Below are 16,539 nucleotides of genomic sequence, written 5' to 3'. Positions count from 1 at the left end.
ATCAAAACCAAAAAAGATGAAAACCAGAGTATTTACGGCGGCACTTGCTATGTTTACTGTCGTATCATTTGCCCAAAAAAAAGAAATCAAAAGAGCCGGTAAGGCAGTTGAAAAAGGAGAATTCCAGGAAGCTAAAAATTATCTTCAGGAGGCAGAAGCAAAATTGGCTGATGCCGATAATGATGAGAAAGCCGATTTCTACCTTTACAAAGGATATGCATTAGTAGGAAATGGTGAAAATGTTCCTACTGCCGATCTTATGGCTGCGGCCGAAGCGATGAAAAAAGCTAAGGAGCTTGGCCAGGAACAGGCGGAGCAGGGAATGTCTACTGTAAGTAATGCATTAGTGAATGCTGCCATTACAGATCAAAATGCTCAAAACTTTGCTGAAGCTTCTAAGAAACTTGAAGCAAGCTACAGGATGAGTAACCGCGATACAGTATATCTGTATTATGCAGCTTCTAATGCTGTGAACTCAAAAGATTATGATGAAGCCTTAAGATATTATAAGGAGCTTCAGGATCTAGGATTTACAGGAGAAGAAATTGTTTATACTGCAGTAAATAAAGAAACAGGTGAAGAGGAGAGAATGGCTTCAAAAGAGCAAAGAGATCTTTTCGTAAAATCTGGAACATATATTAATCCACAGGAAAAGAAGGAAGAATCCAAAGAAGGAGAAATTGCTAAGAACATTGCTTTGATCTACATCGAAAAAGGTGAAAAAGAGAAAGCTGTTGCTGCAATGGAAAAAGCAAAAGAGGCTAATCCTAATGACGCCACTCTTATGCAGGCAGAAGCCGATATGTACTACCAAATGGGAGACATGGAGAAATACCGTGAGATCCTTGAGGAAGTTGTAAGACAAAATCCCGATAATGCTACACTTTACTATAACATGGGAGTAAGTTCTGCAGAACTTGGAGAAAATGATCGTGCGATTGAGTACTACAAGAAAGCTATAGAACTTGACCCCGAAATGTCAAATGCCAGAATTAATATCGCTTATATTATTCTTTCCAAAGAAGCTCCTTTAGTAGAGCAAATGAATAGCCTTGGTATGAGCAAAGCTGATCAAAAGAAATATGAGGAACTTGCTGAAGAGCGTCAGGGAATCTATAAAGAAGCTCTTCCACACCTTGAAAAGGTAATGGTTAAAGATCCAACAAACATTGAAGCTGCAAGAACGATGATGAATATCTATTATCAGATCAATGAACCTGAAAAGGCAGAAGAAATGAAAGTAAAGATTGCTGAGCTTGAAACTTCAAATGCAGAGGCTACTCCAAAGCAGTAGTTTGGAATAGCAATAAAGAAAAAGCCCGTTCAATTTTTGAACGGGCTTTTTTTATATGATCTTTTTGATCACTCTTAATTTGTGAGTGTGCTTTCGCAGTTCCGAATTATAAATTCCTGAATGATCTATGCGATCCAGCCGCACTTTACCATCGGCATGGATTATATAGTTGTCCCTCATCATGATCCCAACATGATTAATTACCCCGTCGGGTCCATCGAAAAACGCCAGGTCTCCTGGTTCACTTTCCTCAATAAAGCTAAGAGATTCTCCCTGTCTGGCTTGATCTGCAGCATTTCTGGATAATTTACAACCATTGAGTTTATAAACCATTTGAGTGAAGCCACTCGCATCAATTCCCATGGGTGTTTTTCCGCCCCAAAGAAATGGAGCATTGAGATATAAAAATGCGGTCTCGATCAGCTTTTCTTTTGCCTGGTTTCCCATAGACACCAAACCTGAATGCTGATGCCCTAAAAGCTCAACCCCATTTAATACAGAGCCCAGGGGTATAGGTATTAAACGGTCAGACTCCATAACAAACTCCATAAGATCGGCCGAAAGCTCGAGCGCATTATTCGTCAGGTTTTCAAAATCTACTTCAGTTATTTTCTGAAGTTGATTATTTTCAATCCAGGCTTCAAGAGCTTCAAAAGAAGTTCTTATCCTTGACCATTTTGCTCTTTCTTCCAGGACTTTAAAAGTCTCCCCATAAAGCAGCTGGCTAACCATTTCGGCAGTATGTGCAGGTTCTGCTCTAAGGCCAACCGTGCCTAAATTACAAATGGCATATTGCATTCAAAAGTGTGCTTTGAAAAAAAGATTTATGGACGCTCAATGATCATAGCCGAAGCTCCACCACCACCATTACAAACAGCAGCAGCGCCTATTTTTCCATTATTTTGCTTAAGAACATTAAGCAACGTAACGATTATACGGGCACCGGAACATCCCAGCGGATGTCCTAAAGAAACAGCTCCTCCGTTTACGTTCACATTCTTATCTTCCAGTTCCAGGATCTTCATATTCACCAGGCCTACAACAGAGAAGGCCTCGTTAAACTCAAAGAAGTCCACCTTGTCAATAGAAACGCCTGCTTTATCAAGAGCTTTTGGAAGTGCTTTGGCCGGGGCTGTGGTAAACCAAATAGGGTCTGTAGCGGCATCTGCGAAGCCTTTGATGCTTGCTAATATTTCCATTCCCAGTTCTTCGGCTTTTTCCCTACTCATAAGCACAAGGGCAGCTGCACCATCATTAATAGTTGAAGCATTAGCGGCAGTAACAGTACCTTCCTTGCTAAAAGCAGGTCGTAAGGAAGCTATTTTGTCCATTTTCACATTCTTGTACTCCTCATCTTCCTTAACGATAACAGGATCCCCTTTTCTCTGTGGTACCTCAACCGGCACAATTTCTTCATCAAATTTACCTTCTTCCCAAGCTTTTCGGGATCTTTCATAGGACTGAATGGCAAATTTATCCTGCTCTTCCCGGGAGTAATTATTTTCTTTAGCGCAATGATCTGCAGCTACTCCCATGGCATTATGGTCGTAGGCATCCACAAGTCCATCTTTTTGCATTCCGTCAACCATTTGAGCGGGGCCAAATTTTTGTCCGTTTCTTAGGTGTAAGTAATGTGGAATAAGACTCATGTTCTCCATTCCTCCTGCAACCACGATATTGGCGTCTCCATTGGCTATAGCCTGTGCTGCCTGCATGACTGCTTTCATTCCACTGGCGCAAACTTTATTCACAGTTGTACATGGAACACTGGTAGGTATACCGGCACCAAGAGCTGCCTGTCTTGCTGGAGCCTGTCCTACACCGGCCTGCACTACGTTACCCATAAGCACTTCATCAACCATTTCGGGTTTAAGATTGATCTTATCGAGAGCTCCTTTTATTGCTGTTGATCCCAGTTTGGTAGCGGGAACGGTGGATAAGCTGCCAAGGAAACTTCCTATTGGAGTTCTTACTGCGCTTACTATAACTACTTCCTTATTCATGGTTTAGAGGATTAAGATTTTACATTTGCGAATTTAATCATTTTAAAAGGAACAAACCAATGCCTACAGTTCAGCCGGGATTTTTTAGTACTTTTGATAAGATATTCTCCCTGTATGAAATCGTTTATAAACAGTCTTTATAAAAATCAGGACCTTTTTTATAAGGTTTTTTTATTCCTCCTTACTACTGTGATCATAGTTTACATGTTTCCGAAGGGAGGCAAGTTTAAATATGAGATCCCAAAAGGTAAACCATGGCAGTATGAAAACCTTTATGCGCCTTTTGATTTTGCCATCTTAAAGACTCCCGAAGAACTCTCTGCAGAAAAGGAGGAGATCAACAAAAGCCATGTTCCCTACTACGATTATAATGCAGAAGCTGTTGAAGAAGTAGAGGCTGCACTGGAAGGACAATTTGTACGTATTTTTCCCGATACACTTACGCGCAGGGAAAATATGCGGCTTAAAGAGTTCATTCAAAATACTTTTGAGGAGATATATGATGCAGGAGTCCTGCAGGAGATAGTGCCCCTTAGTCCAGATCAACTGGTGTACCTGCGGGAAGGAAATGAGGTGACAGAGGTGACCTACAAAAGCATATTAAAGCAAAGCCAGTTAAGGGATTTTCTTAATCGAAAAATAGATCAGGCACAGTTACAAAATTATCGGGAAGAGTTGATTGGGTTGTTCTTTGATACCGTAAAGCCCAATGTATCTTATAATGAAGCGCTTACTCAAAATGATCTGGAAAGTCGTTATAACCAGATTTCCTATACCCGCGGGAATGTAGAGCGGGGGACCATTATTGTCGCCAAAGGAGAAGTAGTGGAAGGAGACAAGTTACAGGTCCTCAATTCTCTCAAAGCCGAGTATGAATCACAGGTGTGGAGCGAAGCCAACTACAACTGGGTAATTGTTGGATACACCCTGCTTGTTTTCCTCGCCCTGCTCATGTTGATGCTCTTTATTAGAAAATATCGCTATGATATCTTTCAGAATAATATAAAAGTAACCTTCATCTATTTTAACGTTACCCTCATGGTACTGCTTACTGTATTGATCATACGTTTTAATGTGGCGTATGTATATGTGGTTCCTTTGTGTGTTTTACCGTTAACCATTAAAGGGTTCTTTGATTCCCGCCTTGGGCTTTTTACGCACGTTATCACCGTCTTATTGCTCGGATTTATTGTGCCCGACAGCTACGAGTATATGTTCCTCCAAATCATTGCAGGGATCGTGACCATTCTCACAGTTTCCGAATTATATAAAAGAGCCAATCTTTTTATTACGGTTGGACAGATCACATTGGTGTATATAGTTTCCTATTTTGCTTTTACGGTAATCCAGGAAGGTTCGATCTACGAAGTGGAATCTGAAACTTTTCTCATGTTCCTGTTGGGGGGGCTGGCAACTCTTTTTGTGCAGCCGCTAATCTATGCTTACGAAAAGATCTTTGGTTTGATCTCCGATATGTCGCTGCTGGAGCTTTCAGACACAAATACAAAACTGCTCAAGGAACTTTCAGATAAAGCTCCGGGAACTTTTCACCATTCGCTTAACGTGGCCAACCTGGCAGAGGCAGCAGCCAATGAGATAAATGCGAATGCGATGCTTGTAAGGGTAGGAGCACTTTACCATGATATCGGGAAAATGCGCAATCCTACTTATTTTACCGAAAACCAGACAACATCTGTCAATTCTCATGATGAACTTTCCCCTAAAGAAAGTGCCGACATTATCATTGAACACGTAATAAATGGAATTGAAATTGCTAAAAAGAGAAATCTGCCAGATAGGGTGATTGATTTCATCAGGACACATCATGGTACTACTACAGTGTATTATTTTCTGAAAAAGGCAATGGATAATGACCAGCACGTAAATGAGGATGATTTTAGGTATCCCGGTCCCATGCCCTTTAGTAAGGAAACGGCCATCTTGATGATGTGTGATAGTGTAGAGGCAGCCAGCAGGAGTATTAAAGAACCTACGGCTAAAACCATAGATGAGTTTGTTGAAAAGATCATCAACAAACAAATGGAAGATGGACAGTTCCTTAATTCAAATGTGACATTTATGGAAATTCAGCAGGTGAAAAAGATCCTTAAGCGGAAGCTAAAAAACATTTACCACCTAAGGATCGAATATCCGGAATAGGATTTACCAAACTTTTACAATGTCCACCTCGCCGTCTCTAAAATTGAAGGAGTCACCGGCTTTCTTACCTTCCATTTCTTTATAAATTGGAGCATCTGTAGAGATCGCGTAGACTTTACTTCCACTTTCCATGTCTATTTCACCTAAGGGCACAGAGACAAAATAATATCCGCTTTTGGTTTCTACCACACTTCCTGGCCGTACGACCTCACTGCGGTGTTCTCTATCCAGGTTGGCCAGAGTTTCTTTCATGCTGCGCACCCTGTCAAGGTAAGCGGCATTTTTTTCATATTCGGTGAGCATTTCGCCTTTGTTTCCATACTCATCAAAATCGGGATGGAATTTATGCTGCTCATTCTGGCCGGTAATAGTATTCATTTTCTCATTATACTGGTCAATTCTTTCATTGACCATATCAAGACATTTGTTGAATAATTCTTCTTTGTTTATGCTCATTTTGTTGCGTTTTCTTTAAAATTAGCCAACGCAATATTCAAAAAAGAACAATTAGCAAAAGTTTAATAAATACGGGATTTTCCAGTACAGCAGGTTATACGACCGAAAGTCTGTCGAGGAGTTGGATATTGCTCTGCAGCCTTTCCTTAACCAGGTTCATCATTCTTTTATTAAGAGCAGAAGAGTTGGTTATGTAGAAGCGGTATTCCTCAATGGTGAATTGACCAATGATCATCCCTTTTAAGCTGTTTCGGAATTTTATGTCCTTCTGAATAGCGTTTTCAATGTACGCCATTCGTTTTTCTACATTCATTTCGTAAAAACCATTTTTATATTTCTGCACATAGTTCCTGAAGGCTTCCAGTAAAAGGTCATTTTGAAGCAGGATCACCGGGCGCAGGGTTCTATTCTGGAATTGTTCTTCGGGAAGGGTGGAAGCGTTCACTATTGCAGACTCGATGTAGGGTCTTAACTCCAGTAGACTTTTTTCACGATCTTTCATAACGGGGCTTTTTCTTAAAGATAATAAAACAAGGAAATCTCTGTAATTCCTTTATTTAAGAATTATAAACTTGTTGTGAACAATTTAAGCTTCAGTTAAAATCCCATTAATAATTTCTCCCCGTACCATGTTCTTTTTACCTTTAGAAAAAGACCTTTTTATGATCCTTTCAAAAAATCCGTATACAGGGGAAACTATTGAAGAACATAGGGAATCCTCTTCAGAAGATATTGACAACGCACTGGAAAAGGCCACAGCGGTATTCCATGAATGGAAAACCACCTCATTTTCATTTCGCTCAAAGCTTATGCTGAATGCTGCGGAAGAACTCAGGAAAAACAAGCAGGAATATGCAGAAGTGATCACAAAAGAAATGGGTAAGCCAATAAAGCAATCTATTGCTGAAATTGAAAAATGTGCCTGGGTATGTGAGTATTATGCAGAAAATGCTGAAAAACAGCTTGCTCCTGAAGTTATTGAGACCGATGCAGCTAATAGCTATGTGAATTATGCCCCTTTAGGTGTGGTGCTGGCAATTATGCCATGGAATTACCCTTTTTGGCAGGTATTCCGTTTTGCGGCACCGGCTTTAATGGCAGGTAACGTGGGAGTGCTAAAACACGCCAGCAATGTTATGATGTGCGGGAAGAATCTTGAAAAAGTGTTTATTAGAGCAGGATTTCCCGAAGGTTGTTTCCAAAACCTTACAATTGGCAGTAAGAAAGTGGAAGAAGTACTGCAGGACAAAAGGGTCAAAGCTGTAACCCTCACGGGTAGTGAAGGGGCAGGGAGTGCTGTTGCCGCGACGGCTGGCAGGCAAATCAAAAAATCTGTACTGGAACTGGGGGGAAGTAATCCACTGGTGGTGTTCGACGATGCAGACCTGGAGGAGGCGGTCGGGACCTGTGTCCAGGCACGTTTCCAAAATACAGGACAAAGTTGTATTGCAGGAAAACGTCTTTTGTTACAGGAAAGTATTGCCGAAAAATTCACAGATCTATTTCTGAAAAAAGTGAAGGATTTAAAGATCGGTGACCCTATAGATGAAGATACCTTTATAGGAGTGCAGGCCAGAGAAGATCTTGCCGAAGATTTGGAAAAACAGGTGAAGGATTCGGTGAAGATGGGTGCTAAGATCTTAACAGGAGGGGAGCGGAAAATGGCATTTTACGCACCTACTGTTTTAAAAGATGTAACACCTCAAATGCCGGTATTTAAAGAGGAAACATTTGGTCCTGCAATAGGAATTACTACATTTAAAACAGAAGAGGAAGCAGTAGACCTTATTAATGCCACTCAATTTGGCCTTGGTGTTTCGCTGTTTACCACCAGTAAGGAAAGGGCTCAAAAACTTATTCCTCAAATTGAGGATGGGGCCGTTTTTGTCAATGAACTGGTAAAAAGCGATCCCCGCCTGCCTTTTGGAGGTACTAAGAAATCTGGATATGGCAGGGAGCTTTCCAACTTCGGGATTAGAGAGTTTGTGAATATTCAGACGGTTTATTTTAAATAGAAATTATGTCAAGGCAAAATATAGCGGTAACTACAGATTGTGTGATATTTTACAGGAGTAAGCAGGATCCTAAAGTGTTATTGGTCAAGCGAAAAAAAGATCCTTTTAAAGACAAATGGGCTCTCCCGGGAGGGTTTCTCGAAGATGAGGAACCATTGGAAGATGGAGCAAAGAGAGAGCTTGAAGAAGAAACAGGTCTAAAAATCAAAAAATTAAAACAGCTGCACACTTTTGGTGCTCCGGGAAGAGATCCCAGGGGCAGGACCATTAGTATCACATTCTGGGGAGAGGTGACTTCTAAAGAGAAAGTGGAAGGAAATGATGATGCCGCCGAAGCCCACTGGTTTTCTATTACAGATCTTCCCGAACTTGCTTTTGACCATTCAGAAATTCTAAAGGTGGCCAGGGAGGAATATTTTCGGAAGAATGCTTAACTTTATTTTTCCTTTTAAATAACCCCTATGAGATTTCATACCCGTAAATGGATAAAACCCCAGGATCTTAATCCCAACGGCACCTTGTTTGGCGGCCGGCTTTTAGAATGGATTGACGAGGAAGCCGCCCTTTATGCTATAATTCAACTGGAAAATCCGCGTACCGTAACAAAATTCGTGAGTGAAATTGACTTCAAAAGTTCCGCCAGGGAAGGTGATATTATTGAGATAGGTATGGATGTGGTAAAATTTGGGACTGCTTCCATTACCCTGCGATGCGAAGTTCGCAATAAGATGACCCGGGAAGTAATAATTTCTATTGAAAGGATCGTAATGGTTTCTCTTGATGAAAAGGGACGGGCAAAACCTCACGGGAAAACAGAGATCGAATTTGTGAAAGACCGTCTTAAAGATTAACTATTCTTTGCCTTCTGCTTTTTCTTTTCTGTCTTTTTCCTCTTCTTTTTCAATTTGTTTTTCTGCCTCCTGCATTTCATTTTGACTGGCAGGTGTTGCAGTTTGTACAGCCCTTACTCCCGGCTCCAAACTCAATTTGGCATAAAGTGGAAAGTGGTCGGATTTCACATCATTACCCACTTCCATTTTCACCAGTCTAAATTCATCTGAAACAAATAAATGATCCAGGGGCCACCTCATAAGCCAGCTATTTGCGTTATAAGTGTTATAGAAGCCCCTTCCTTTGCGGGGGTCCAGTAATCCACTCACCTCTTGGAAAAGCTGTGTACTTTCAGACCAGGCCACATCATTAAAATCCCCTGTAACAATTACAGGAAGCTTCGATTCTTTTGCCATTTTTGCCACTAACATCATTTGTGCATCTCTGTCTGTTGAAGAAGCATCATGTGGAGGCATGGGTGGTGTGGGATGAATAACATGCAGCTGAATTAATTCTTTGGAAGGTAAAATCACCTTTGTATGCATAGAGGGAATGCTGTCTTCCAACAGAAATTTTATTTGAGGGTCTACCAGTTCCAACCTGGAGTACACCAGCATTCCGTAGGTATTATCAAGCGGCATCTCCATACGGTACTCGTAATCAAAATCTTTAAGTAATTTACGTAATTCATTTCGCCACAAGGAATTGGTTTCAGTAAAAACTAGAAGATCGGGATCCTGCCTAAAGATTTCTTCTACAACTTTGTCGTAATGCTCATTTTTCTGCAGCACATTAGTAGCCAGAATACTAATACTGCTTGCCGGCACAGCAGCTGTGTTTTTTCTAACCTGCTGGTCTGCAAACGGAGTGTAGGGATATATTTTAACCAGTTGCAGTAAGAAACATCCTGCCAGTACAAATATAAAAGTATAGTCTCTCCAGTTACGCAGATCAAACCTGAAGAAGTAGACTACAAGAGCCACCAGCGTGAGAATGGTAAGCTGTACATGGGGAAAATCAAACATCCTCATCCACCAGTAATCGGTAGCGACAAAAGGAAAAAGAGATAGAACAACAGCAATAATACCAAACGCCTGAAGAAAACCTTTTATTGACATGGAATAAAAATGAGTTTGATAAGATTTTTAAATATTGATCTAAAGTATGTTTTTAGTACCTAAAACGAGGACAAAACTCCAAATCTTTAAATTTTTTTAAGAGTAATTGAGTATTTATCTGCTTAACTTATTGAGCCATTGATAATGAAGGGAACAGTGTTCTTCTTTAACTAACCAAAATAAATAATTATGAATAAACTTAAGGAACTAAATTCTCACAATTCAGTACCACGAAAAGGTGTTTCCTGGAGGGCGATATTTGCAGGCGTTATTTGTACTTTTTCCATAGTTTTTCTTTTTAACCTGCTCGGACTTTCTTTGGGATTTGGTAGCATAGAACCTATGGAAAAGAGTAGTCCTTTTAGCGGCGTGGGAACTTTAAGTCTTGTTTGGTGGGCTGTTTCAAATCTTCTGGCACTTTTTGTAGGAGCATTTGTTGCTGCGAGAGTAGGAGTGTCTTTCTATCAGAAAAGTGGAATTATCCAGGGAATAATGACCTGGGCCTTATATTTAATTCTGTCTCTCTGGCTGGTAACTTCAGCTGTGGGTGGAGTCATTTCGGGAGTGGGAAATACCATTGGAAACGTTGTGTCCTGGGCAAATGAGCAACAGGAGCTAAGCCAAAGTCAACAACTGAGTGAGCAACACGAAAAAGAGTTGGAGGTTAGCCTTAACAAGGCTAAAGAAAAATTTTATATGTTACTTGAGGAAGCTCAAAAACCGTATTCAGACCCTCAAGAAGCAGAAAACGAAGTGGAAGAGAAAATGGATAATTCAGGGCAGCAAGCTATGAGAGATTTTGGAAGCTCTGCGCAATTAGATGCCAAAATAGAGCAGATATTTAATGAGGCAAAAAACATCTTTGATAACAAGTGGGAAGCCCTGGATAAAGAAGCACTTGTAAATATATTAACTTCAAGGACCAATTTCAGTGAAAAAGAAGCCAAACAAACTGTTAGTAGCTACGCGGCAGAATATGAAAATCTGCGGAAGCAATCGATGGAATTTCTTGAAAACATGAAGCAGGAAGCAGAGAAAACGGCCGGTACTATTTCTGATGCTATGGCCGATGCTGCTCTCTATCTGTTTATTGCCCTCTTACTGGGAGCTATCGTTGGTGCGCTGGGAGGAGCCGCCGGGGTCAAAAGTTTGCGAAGCGATTACATGGAGGGCCACTATCTAAACTCCTCTGAAGATTCTCAAGACACCGATTATGAAGGCAGAACTTAGAGCACCAAATCAACAATTAATATTAAAGGAGATAATAGCTCAGACTTAAGATGATCTGTAGAAAGCAACTACTTTTAAGATTCCTGCTTTCTAAGATTAATATCCTTTTTAATTTAGCTGCAGAGGTTTAAGAGCTTTTAAAATGTCGTCGCCCGAAGGAGATTCAAAAAGTTGAAGATCAAAATAAGGAATGGCTGCTATGAGGTGGTCAAATATATCTGCTGTTACCGCTTCATAAAATTCCCAGCGTTTGTCTGCACTAAAACAGTAGATTTCAATGGGGATTCCCTGTGTGGTAGGAGGAAGATGGCGCACCATCATGGTCATTTCCTGGTGTATTTTAGGATGCGCTTTTAAATATGACAACGCATATTGCCTAAAGATTCCAAGGTTTGTTTGATGCCTTCCATTAATAAGATGTTTTTTATTGATGCCCATTTCTTTATTATAGGCATTGATCTCTTCCTGTCGTTCTTTAATGTAAGGACCAATTAAGCCGAATTCTTCAAATTTTGCAATATCCTCATCATTTACAAATCTTATTGAATTTTGTTTGATGTTTATTGAGCGTTTGATACGCCGCCCGGGAGATTCCTGCATCCCGCGCCAGTTATGAAAAGAGTCTGAAATAAGATAATAAGTGGGAATTGTAGTATAAGTATTATCCCAGTTCTGAACCCTTACTGTCGCAAGATTGATCTCTGTAACAAACCCATCTGCCCCATATTTGCTGAAAGTGATCCAGTCTCCAATTCTTACAATGTCATTCACAGAAACCTGTATAGATGCTACGAACCCAAGAATGGTATCTTTAAAGATGAATAAGATAATTGCTGAAGCGGCTCCCAAAGAAATAAGAAATCCAAGCACAGATTTCTCGGTAATTTCAGAAAAGATAAAAATAAGGCCGATAGACCAAAAAATGATCATTAGAACCTGCGCATAGCTTTCCAGGGGTTTGTCGTGGTAACGCTCATGCCGCTTCATGAAATTTGTAGTGGTGCGCACCAAACTTCGCCCTATTAGCACAGTGAGGAGAATAATATAAATATCGACCAGCTTTTCAAATATCCCTAATAACTTTGGGTAATCTTCAAACACTATAGGAACCGTCAAAATGAGCAATAAGAGGGGGAAAATATTGCTTATATACCTCGGGAAATTACTTTTTACAAGATAGTCGTCAAAGGTGGTTTTAGTCTGGTTTGTGAACTTTTGAAAAGAGGTTAGAACCAGTCTTTTGGTAATAAAGTGAATTACAAACCAAAGAACTCCAACGACTACAATATTAATAAGCATGTTTAGAAAATGGGCAACATCTGCATCCATTCCCTGCGCCATGAAGTAATCGGCTAAAAAGTTCCCAACCTCCCTTACTTGTTCTCTCATTTTCTAGAGATATTTTTTCTCTACATAAAAAGGTCCCAATGGTAGTACTGAGCTTATACAGACAATCATTAGAGTCTTAAGCTTCCACTGTAATGGCCTGTACAAAAGTAAAGCTCCAAAGATGTATGCTACAAATAAAAGACCATGAGCCATCCCAACTATACGTACCATTTCGGGAGAATCCCAGATGTACTTGAGAGGCATTGCAATTAACAATAGCACCAAAAAAGATATTCCTTCAAAAATGCTGATCCATTTAAAAATTTTCACTTGTGAATCTAACGACATAACTGTTCTTTTAAGGCTGCAAATATACTTTAAATGACCTGAATTAAGGACTGGAATTTCGCGAAATTTATTACAATTAAATTGGGTTTTTTAAGGGCTTGTTCTGTGATTATTAATTACATAAGGGAATAAGAAATAAAGATCTGGGAATTCCCAATTGTGCTTTCTTCTAATAGAGTGTAATTTCTTAATTTGCGGAAGATTCAGAAACAAGAATATGAGCAAAAAAATACTTGTCACCGGTGGGTTGGGATTTATAGGATCGCATACCGTGGTGGCACTTCAGGAAAAAGGTTATGAGGTGGTAATTATTGATAACCTTTCAAATTCTTCCCTGGAAGTTTTAGGAGGAATTACCAAAATCACCCGAATTTCTCCTGAGTTCGAAAATTTAGACCTTAGGGACAAACAAGCTGTAAATCATTTTTTTGATAAGTATCCCAACATTGAAGGTGTAATACATTTTGCGGCTTCTAAAGCAGTAGGGGAAAGTGTTCAAAATCCTTTGCTCTATTATGAGAATAATTTAAATACGTTAGTCTATTTATTGCAGCAATTGAAGGAAAGAGAGGCGCCAAAGTTCATTTTTAGTTCCTCCTGTACAGTCTACGGCCAGGCAGATGAATTACCAATTACAGAGAGTGCTCCTGTAAAAAAAGCAGAATCTCCTTATGGGAATACAAAGCAAATAGGGGAAGAGATCATTTCTGACACCTGTAAAGTTGTACCGCATTTAAAAGCAATTTCCCTAAGGTATTTTAATCCTATCGGGGCACATCCTTCTGCTAATATTGGAGAATTACCAATTGGTACTCCTCAAAATCTGGTGCCGTTTATCACTCAGACAGCAGCCGGGAAAAGGGATGAACTTTCGGTTTTTGGGAATGATTATCCAACCCCGGATGGTACCTGTATTAGAGATTATATACATGTTATGGATCTTGCACGTGCTCACGTAGTAGCGTTGGAACGTTTGCTCGATGATGAACACAACGGTAATTACGAAGTGTTCAATCTTGGAACCGGAAAAGGAAATTCTGTACTGGAGGCAATCAAAGCATTTGAAAAAGTTTCGGGACAAAAACTGCAATACAGGTTCGTTGACAGGAGGGAAGGAGATATAATTGTAGCCTATGCAGATACTACGAAGGCTAATGATGTACTTAAATGGAAAGCCGAATATACTATAGAAGATGCTATGGAAAGTGCCTGGAAATGGCAACAAAAACTTGAAGAAAAAAGTAAGAGTGAAGAGTAGAGAAACTGTCTAAAACATAAGCTTAAAGGCTAATTCAAACTTTGTGAAACCTCTCTTTGAGAGGTTTTTTCGATTCCAATCTCTCACATTGGAACCATTGAGGGGATTTATATTTTAGACAGTTTTTATTATTGTTAGTTCACAATGAAAGCATGGATTACACCAGGTAACCAACCTATCAAGGTAAGTACAATGCTTATCAACAGCGTTGTTCCCACTCCATGGTTTAGGTATACGGCTAAAGGCGGTAAAAGGATATTCAAAATTATTGTTAGCATGTTTTTATTTTTTGGTTATATCACCAAATTAATAATTAAAAATCATTTTGTATCAGGATAATTTTGGTTTAGCTTCAATTTAACAGCCAAATTATCAATATCTTAAGATGTTTATAATACGGCAAAGGACATTGGGTTTCTTTAATCTCTTTTAATATACAAGGAAATTTTTTCCTTAGGAATAAACTATCTTCGCAGAAAATTAGAGCAATGACTTTTAAAGAACTGGGAGTATCAGACGACATTATCAAAGGGCTTAATGAGTTGGGAATTATCCACCCTACAAAAATACAGGAGGCTGCCATTCCTATACTTACAGAAGGAGGGGTTGATTTTGTAGGACAGGCACAAACCGGTACAGGGAAAACAGCAGCCTTTGGTCTACCCATTCTTGCACAAATTGATCCTGAAAAAGATCACATCCAGGCTTTGATCCTTTCTCCCACAAGGGAACTTGGGCAGCAAATTGCACGACAACTTTTCAAATTCACGAAATATTCAGAAAAGGTTTTTACTGAAGCTGTCTATGGAGGAGAAAAGATAGATATACAGATCGCCCGTCTTAACCGGCCCACCCAGATTGTGGTAGCTACCCCGGGAAGGTTAATTGACCTAATGAAACGCAAGGCAATTGATATTCGAAAGATAAAAACTTTGGTGCTGGATGAAGCCGATGAAATGCTTAGCATGGGTTTTAAAAATGATCTCACCCAGATCCTGGAAGGAACAGATTCTAAAGACAGGAATGTGTGGTTGTTTTCAGCAACAATTCCACAGGAGCTAAACGAGATCATAAATAAATATGTAAATAAAGGTGCACGACGGGTGGCTATTGATAAACAGGATGCAGTCAATACTGCGATTGAACATCAATTTGTGGCAGGAGATGATAACAGCAAACTTGATACCCTTGCATATTTTCTAAAAAGCCAGGGCAAGAAACGTGGTATTATCTTTACCAAAACTAAATCGGCAGCAAGGATCCTGTCCAAGCAACTGGCAGCAAAGAATTATGAGGTTGGATTGCTGGAAGGTGATATGCTTCAAAAGGACCGGGATAAGGTAATGAGAGCCTTTAAAGGTGACAACTTGCGACTTTTGGTGTCTACAGATGTGGCTGCGAGAGGAATTGATGTGGCAAATCTTGCATTTGTTGTTCACTACCAGCTACCAGATCAAACCGAATACTACACCCACCGAAGCGGCCGTACAGCCAGAGCAGGGAAAACCGGATTGTCTTTAGCGCTTGTAAACCAGTACGAAATCAAAAAATTACGTCAATTTGAGCGGGAGTTGAATATCAAGTTCACCCAAATTAGATAGGGTAGGTAACAGATTTCAGTAACTTTTTGGTAATCCCTAAGATAGTTTAGTTGATTTTGCAGCATTAACAACAGCAATAAAGACAACGAAAGCCTCAGGTAAACTGCAAAATCTTAACCATAAAAAAATCCCGCATTTCTGATCTTTCAAAAATGCGGGATTTTTTGCTTTAATTATTAAGGACTTCTCCCTGTATTATTTTAAACTATTTTGAAGATTACCAGGGCATATCCATAGAACCTTATATATCTAAGAAGCCCAAAAAGTAAATAGTATCTAAATTTATAATTAATTATACCTGCTGCTACACTGGTAATAGAAAAGGGAATTGGCAATAAAGCCCCAACTACAATAAGGAAGCCACCCCACTTTTCTGTATTTTTGATATGTTTTGCCATTTTTGTTTCCATGGCATCATGTACCGCCGGGATTTTTGTGATCGCCTTACCCATCCAGTAAGAAATGATCCCGCCAAGATAGGAAGCAGTAGCCAGCAGACTCAGGTAAAAGATTGGCATGGCCGATTTTCCGGACCAGGCAATAAATAATTCCGGAGGAACCAGACCCAGAAAAATAGATTCCGAAGCAAGAAAAACCGCTAAAATTCCAAGTGGAGAATATGTCTCGGTCACTGTGACCAGGATGCTGTTGATATTCACCACGTATTCATTAATGGCAAACAGGGCTGCAAGAAAAAGAATAACAGGTAAAATGGCCTTTTTAAGACTCTTACCTACAAACTTGTAAAATCCTGTATAGTTATAATATTGGTGAAGTAATTTCCAGCGGGGTTTTTTATTCAAGACGGCGACATTTTTCTTTTTCATACTTGTTTCCTCTATTAAATAGCTTTTCTAATAATATATTCAATTATTGAGCCATTCTAACAAAACAAA

General features: G+C 39.7%; 17 protein-coding genes. 8 read left to right on the top strand and 9 right to left on the bottom strand.

Going from position 1 to position 16,539, the window contains the following annotated elements:
• Positions 1 to 16 precede the first annotated feature (16 nt).
• Complete coding sequence (locus OU683_RS08670) at positions 17 to 1,294, top strand: tetratricopeptide repeat protein (RefSeq protein ID WP_268137258.1); 1,278 nt, start codon at positions 17 to 19, stop codon at positions 1,292 to 1,294.
• 51 nt (positions 1,295 to 1,345) lie between these two features.
• On the opposite strand, the gene OU683_RS08665 is transcribed toward OU683_RS08670, so the two are convergent.
• Positions 1,346 to 2,092 carry a C40 family peptidase gene (locus OU683_RS08665; protein WP_268137256.1) on the bottom strand — a complete coding sequence of 249 codons (747 nt, stop codon included), beginning with the start codon at positions 2,090 to 2,092 and terminating at the stop codon, positions 1,346 to 1,348.
• A gap of 26 nt (positions 2,093 to 2,118) precedes the next feature.
• Positions 2,119 to 3,297: an acetyl-CoA C-acyltransferase gene (locus tag OU683_RS08660; protein WP_268137254.1), complete on the bottom strand. Its 1,179-nt coding sequence runs from the start codon at positions 3,295 to 3,297 to the stop codon at positions 2,119 to 2,121.
• 114 nt (positions 3,298 to 3,411) lie between these two features.
• On the opposite strand from OU683_RS08660, the gene OU683_RS08655 reads away from it, so the two are divergent.
• The gene (locus OU683_RS08655) at positions 3,412 to 5,457 is read left to right on the top strand and encodes an HD family phosphohydrolase (protein ID WP_268137252.1); all 2,046 of its coding nucleotides are present in this window, start codon (positions 3,412 to 3,414) and stop codon (positions 5,455 to 5,457) included.
• A 3-nt stretch (positions 5,458 to 5,460) separates the two neighbouring features.
• Here the strand turns inward: OU683_RS08655 and OU683_RS08650 are convergent, their stop codons facing one another.
• Both OU683_RS08650 and OU683_RS08645 read right to left on the bottom strand, forming a co-directional pair.
• On the bottom strand, positions 5,461 to 5,913 hold the full coding sequence (locus OU683_RS08650) for a transcription elongation factor (protein ID WP_268137250.1): 453 nt from the start codon (positions 5,911 to 5,913) through the stop codon (positions 5,461 to 5,463).
• Between the two features lie 94 nt (positions 5,914 to 6,007).
• A complete protein-coding gene (locus OU683_RS08645) occupies positions 6,008 to 6,415 on the bottom strand; it encodes a glyoxalase (protein WP_268137248.1) in 408 nt (135 codons plus the stop codon).
• A gap of 160 nt (positions 6,416 to 6,575) precedes the next feature.
• On the opposite strand from OU683_RS08645, the gene OU683_RS08640 reads away from it, so the two are divergent.
• From OU683_RS08640 to OU683_RS08630, 3 genes are read left to right on the top strand one after another with little or no spacing between them, the layout of a single operon-like run.
• The gene (locus OU683_RS08640; protein ID WP_268137246.1) at positions 6,576 to 7,928 is read left to right on the top strand and encodes an NAD-dependent succinate-semialdehyde dehydrogenase; all 1,353 of its coding nucleotides are present in this window, start codon (positions 6,576 to 6,578) and stop codon (positions 7,926 to 7,928) included.
• A 5-nt stretch (positions 7,929 to 7,933) separates the two neighbouring features.
• Positions 7,934 to 8,362 (top strand): NUDIX hydrolase, encoded by a 429-nt coding sequence (locus OU683_RS08635; RefSeq protein WP_268137244.1) that lies wholly within the window; start codon positions 7,934 to 7,936, stop codon positions 8,360 to 8,362.
• Positions 8,363 to 8,389: 27 nt separating this feature from the next.
• A complete protein-coding gene (locus OU683_RS08630) occupies positions 8,390 to 8,779 on the top strand; it encodes an acyl-CoA thioesterase (protein ID WP_228914632.1) in 390 nt (129 codons plus the stop codon).
• Here the strand turns inward: OU683_RS08630 and OU683_RS08625 are convergent, their stop codons facing one another.
• Positions 8,780 to 9,877, bottom strand: coding sequence for an endonuclease/exonuclease/phosphatase family protein (locus tag OU683_RS08625; RefSeq protein WP_268137241.1), 1,098 nt, complete (start codon positions 9,875 to 9,877; stop codon positions 8,780 to 8,782). It lies immediately after the preceding gene.
• A 189-nt stretch (positions 9,878 to 10,066) separates the two neighbouring features.
• Here OU683_RS08625 and OU683_RS08620 point away from each other — a divergent pair, with 189 nt between their 5' ends.
• Positions 10,067 to 11,107 carry a hypothetical protein gene (locus OU683_RS08620; RefSeq protein ID WP_268137239.1) on the top strand — a complete coding sequence of 347 codons (1,041 nt, stop codon included), beginning with the start codon at positions 10,067 to 10,069 and terminating at the stop codon, positions 11,105 to 11,107.
• A gap of 108 nt (positions 11,108 to 11,215) precedes the next feature.
• On the opposite strand, the gene OU683_RS08615 is transcribed toward OU683_RS08620, so the two are convergent.
• Positions 11,216 to 12,496 (bottom strand): mechanosensitive ion channel family protein, encoded by a 1,281-nt coding sequence (locus OU683_RS08615; RefSeq protein WP_268137237.1) that lies wholly within the window; start codon positions 12,494 to 12,496, stop codon positions 11,216 to 11,218.
• 3 nt (positions 12,497 to 12,499) lie between these two features.
• A complete protein-coding gene (locus OU683_RS08610) occupies positions 12,500 to 12,784 on the bottom strand; it encodes a DUF3817 domain-containing protein (RefSeq protein WP_268137235.1) in 285 nt (94 codons plus the stop codon).
• Positions 12,785 to 13,001: 217 nt separating this feature from the next.
• Between OU683_RS08610 and galE the strand changes: the two genes are divergently transcribed.
• Complete coding sequence (gene galE / locus OU683_RS08605) at positions 13,002 to 14,042, top strand: UDP-glucose 4-epimerase GalE (protein WP_268137233.1); 1,041 nt, start codon at positions 13,002 to 13,004, stop codon at positions 14,040 to 14,042.
• A 134-nt stretch (positions 14,043 to 14,176) separates the two neighbouring features.
• Here galE and OU683_RS08600 read toward each other — a convergent pair whose 3' ends face one another.
• Positions 14,177 to 14,320 (bottom strand): YqaE/Pmp3 family membrane protein, encoded by a 144-nt coding sequence (locus tag OU683_RS08600; RefSeq protein WP_084625583.1) that lies wholly within the window; start codon positions 14,318 to 14,320, stop codon positions 14,177 to 14,179.
• A 210-nt stretch (positions 14,321 to 14,530) separates the two neighbouring features.
• Between OU683_RS08600 and OU683_RS08595 the strand changes: the two genes are divergently transcribed.
• On the top strand, positions 14,531 to 15,643 hold the full coding sequence (locus OU683_RS08595; protein ID WP_268137229.1) for a DEAD/DEAH box helicase: 1,113 nt from the start codon (positions 14,531 to 14,533) through the stop codon (positions 15,641 to 15,643).
• A gap of 200 nt (positions 15,644 to 15,843) precedes the next feature.
• Here OU683_RS08595 and OU683_RS08590 read toward each other — a convergent pair whose 3' ends face one another.
• A complete protein-coding gene (locus OU683_RS08590; protein WP_228914645.1) occupies positions 15,844 to 16,470 on the bottom strand; it encodes a YqaA family protein in 627 nt (208 codons plus the stop codon).
• Between the last annotated feature and the right edge of the window lie 69 nt (positions 16,471 to 16,539).

This window comes from Salinimicrobium sp. TH3, from assembly GCF_026676115.1.
Taxonomy (GTDB): domain Bacteria; phylum Bacteroidota; class Bacteroidia; order Flavobacteriales; family Flavobacteriaceae; genus Salinimicrobium.
The sequence above is the reverse complement of the archived record's forward strand: the minus strand, read 5'-3'. Positions and strand labels throughout refer to the sequence as shown.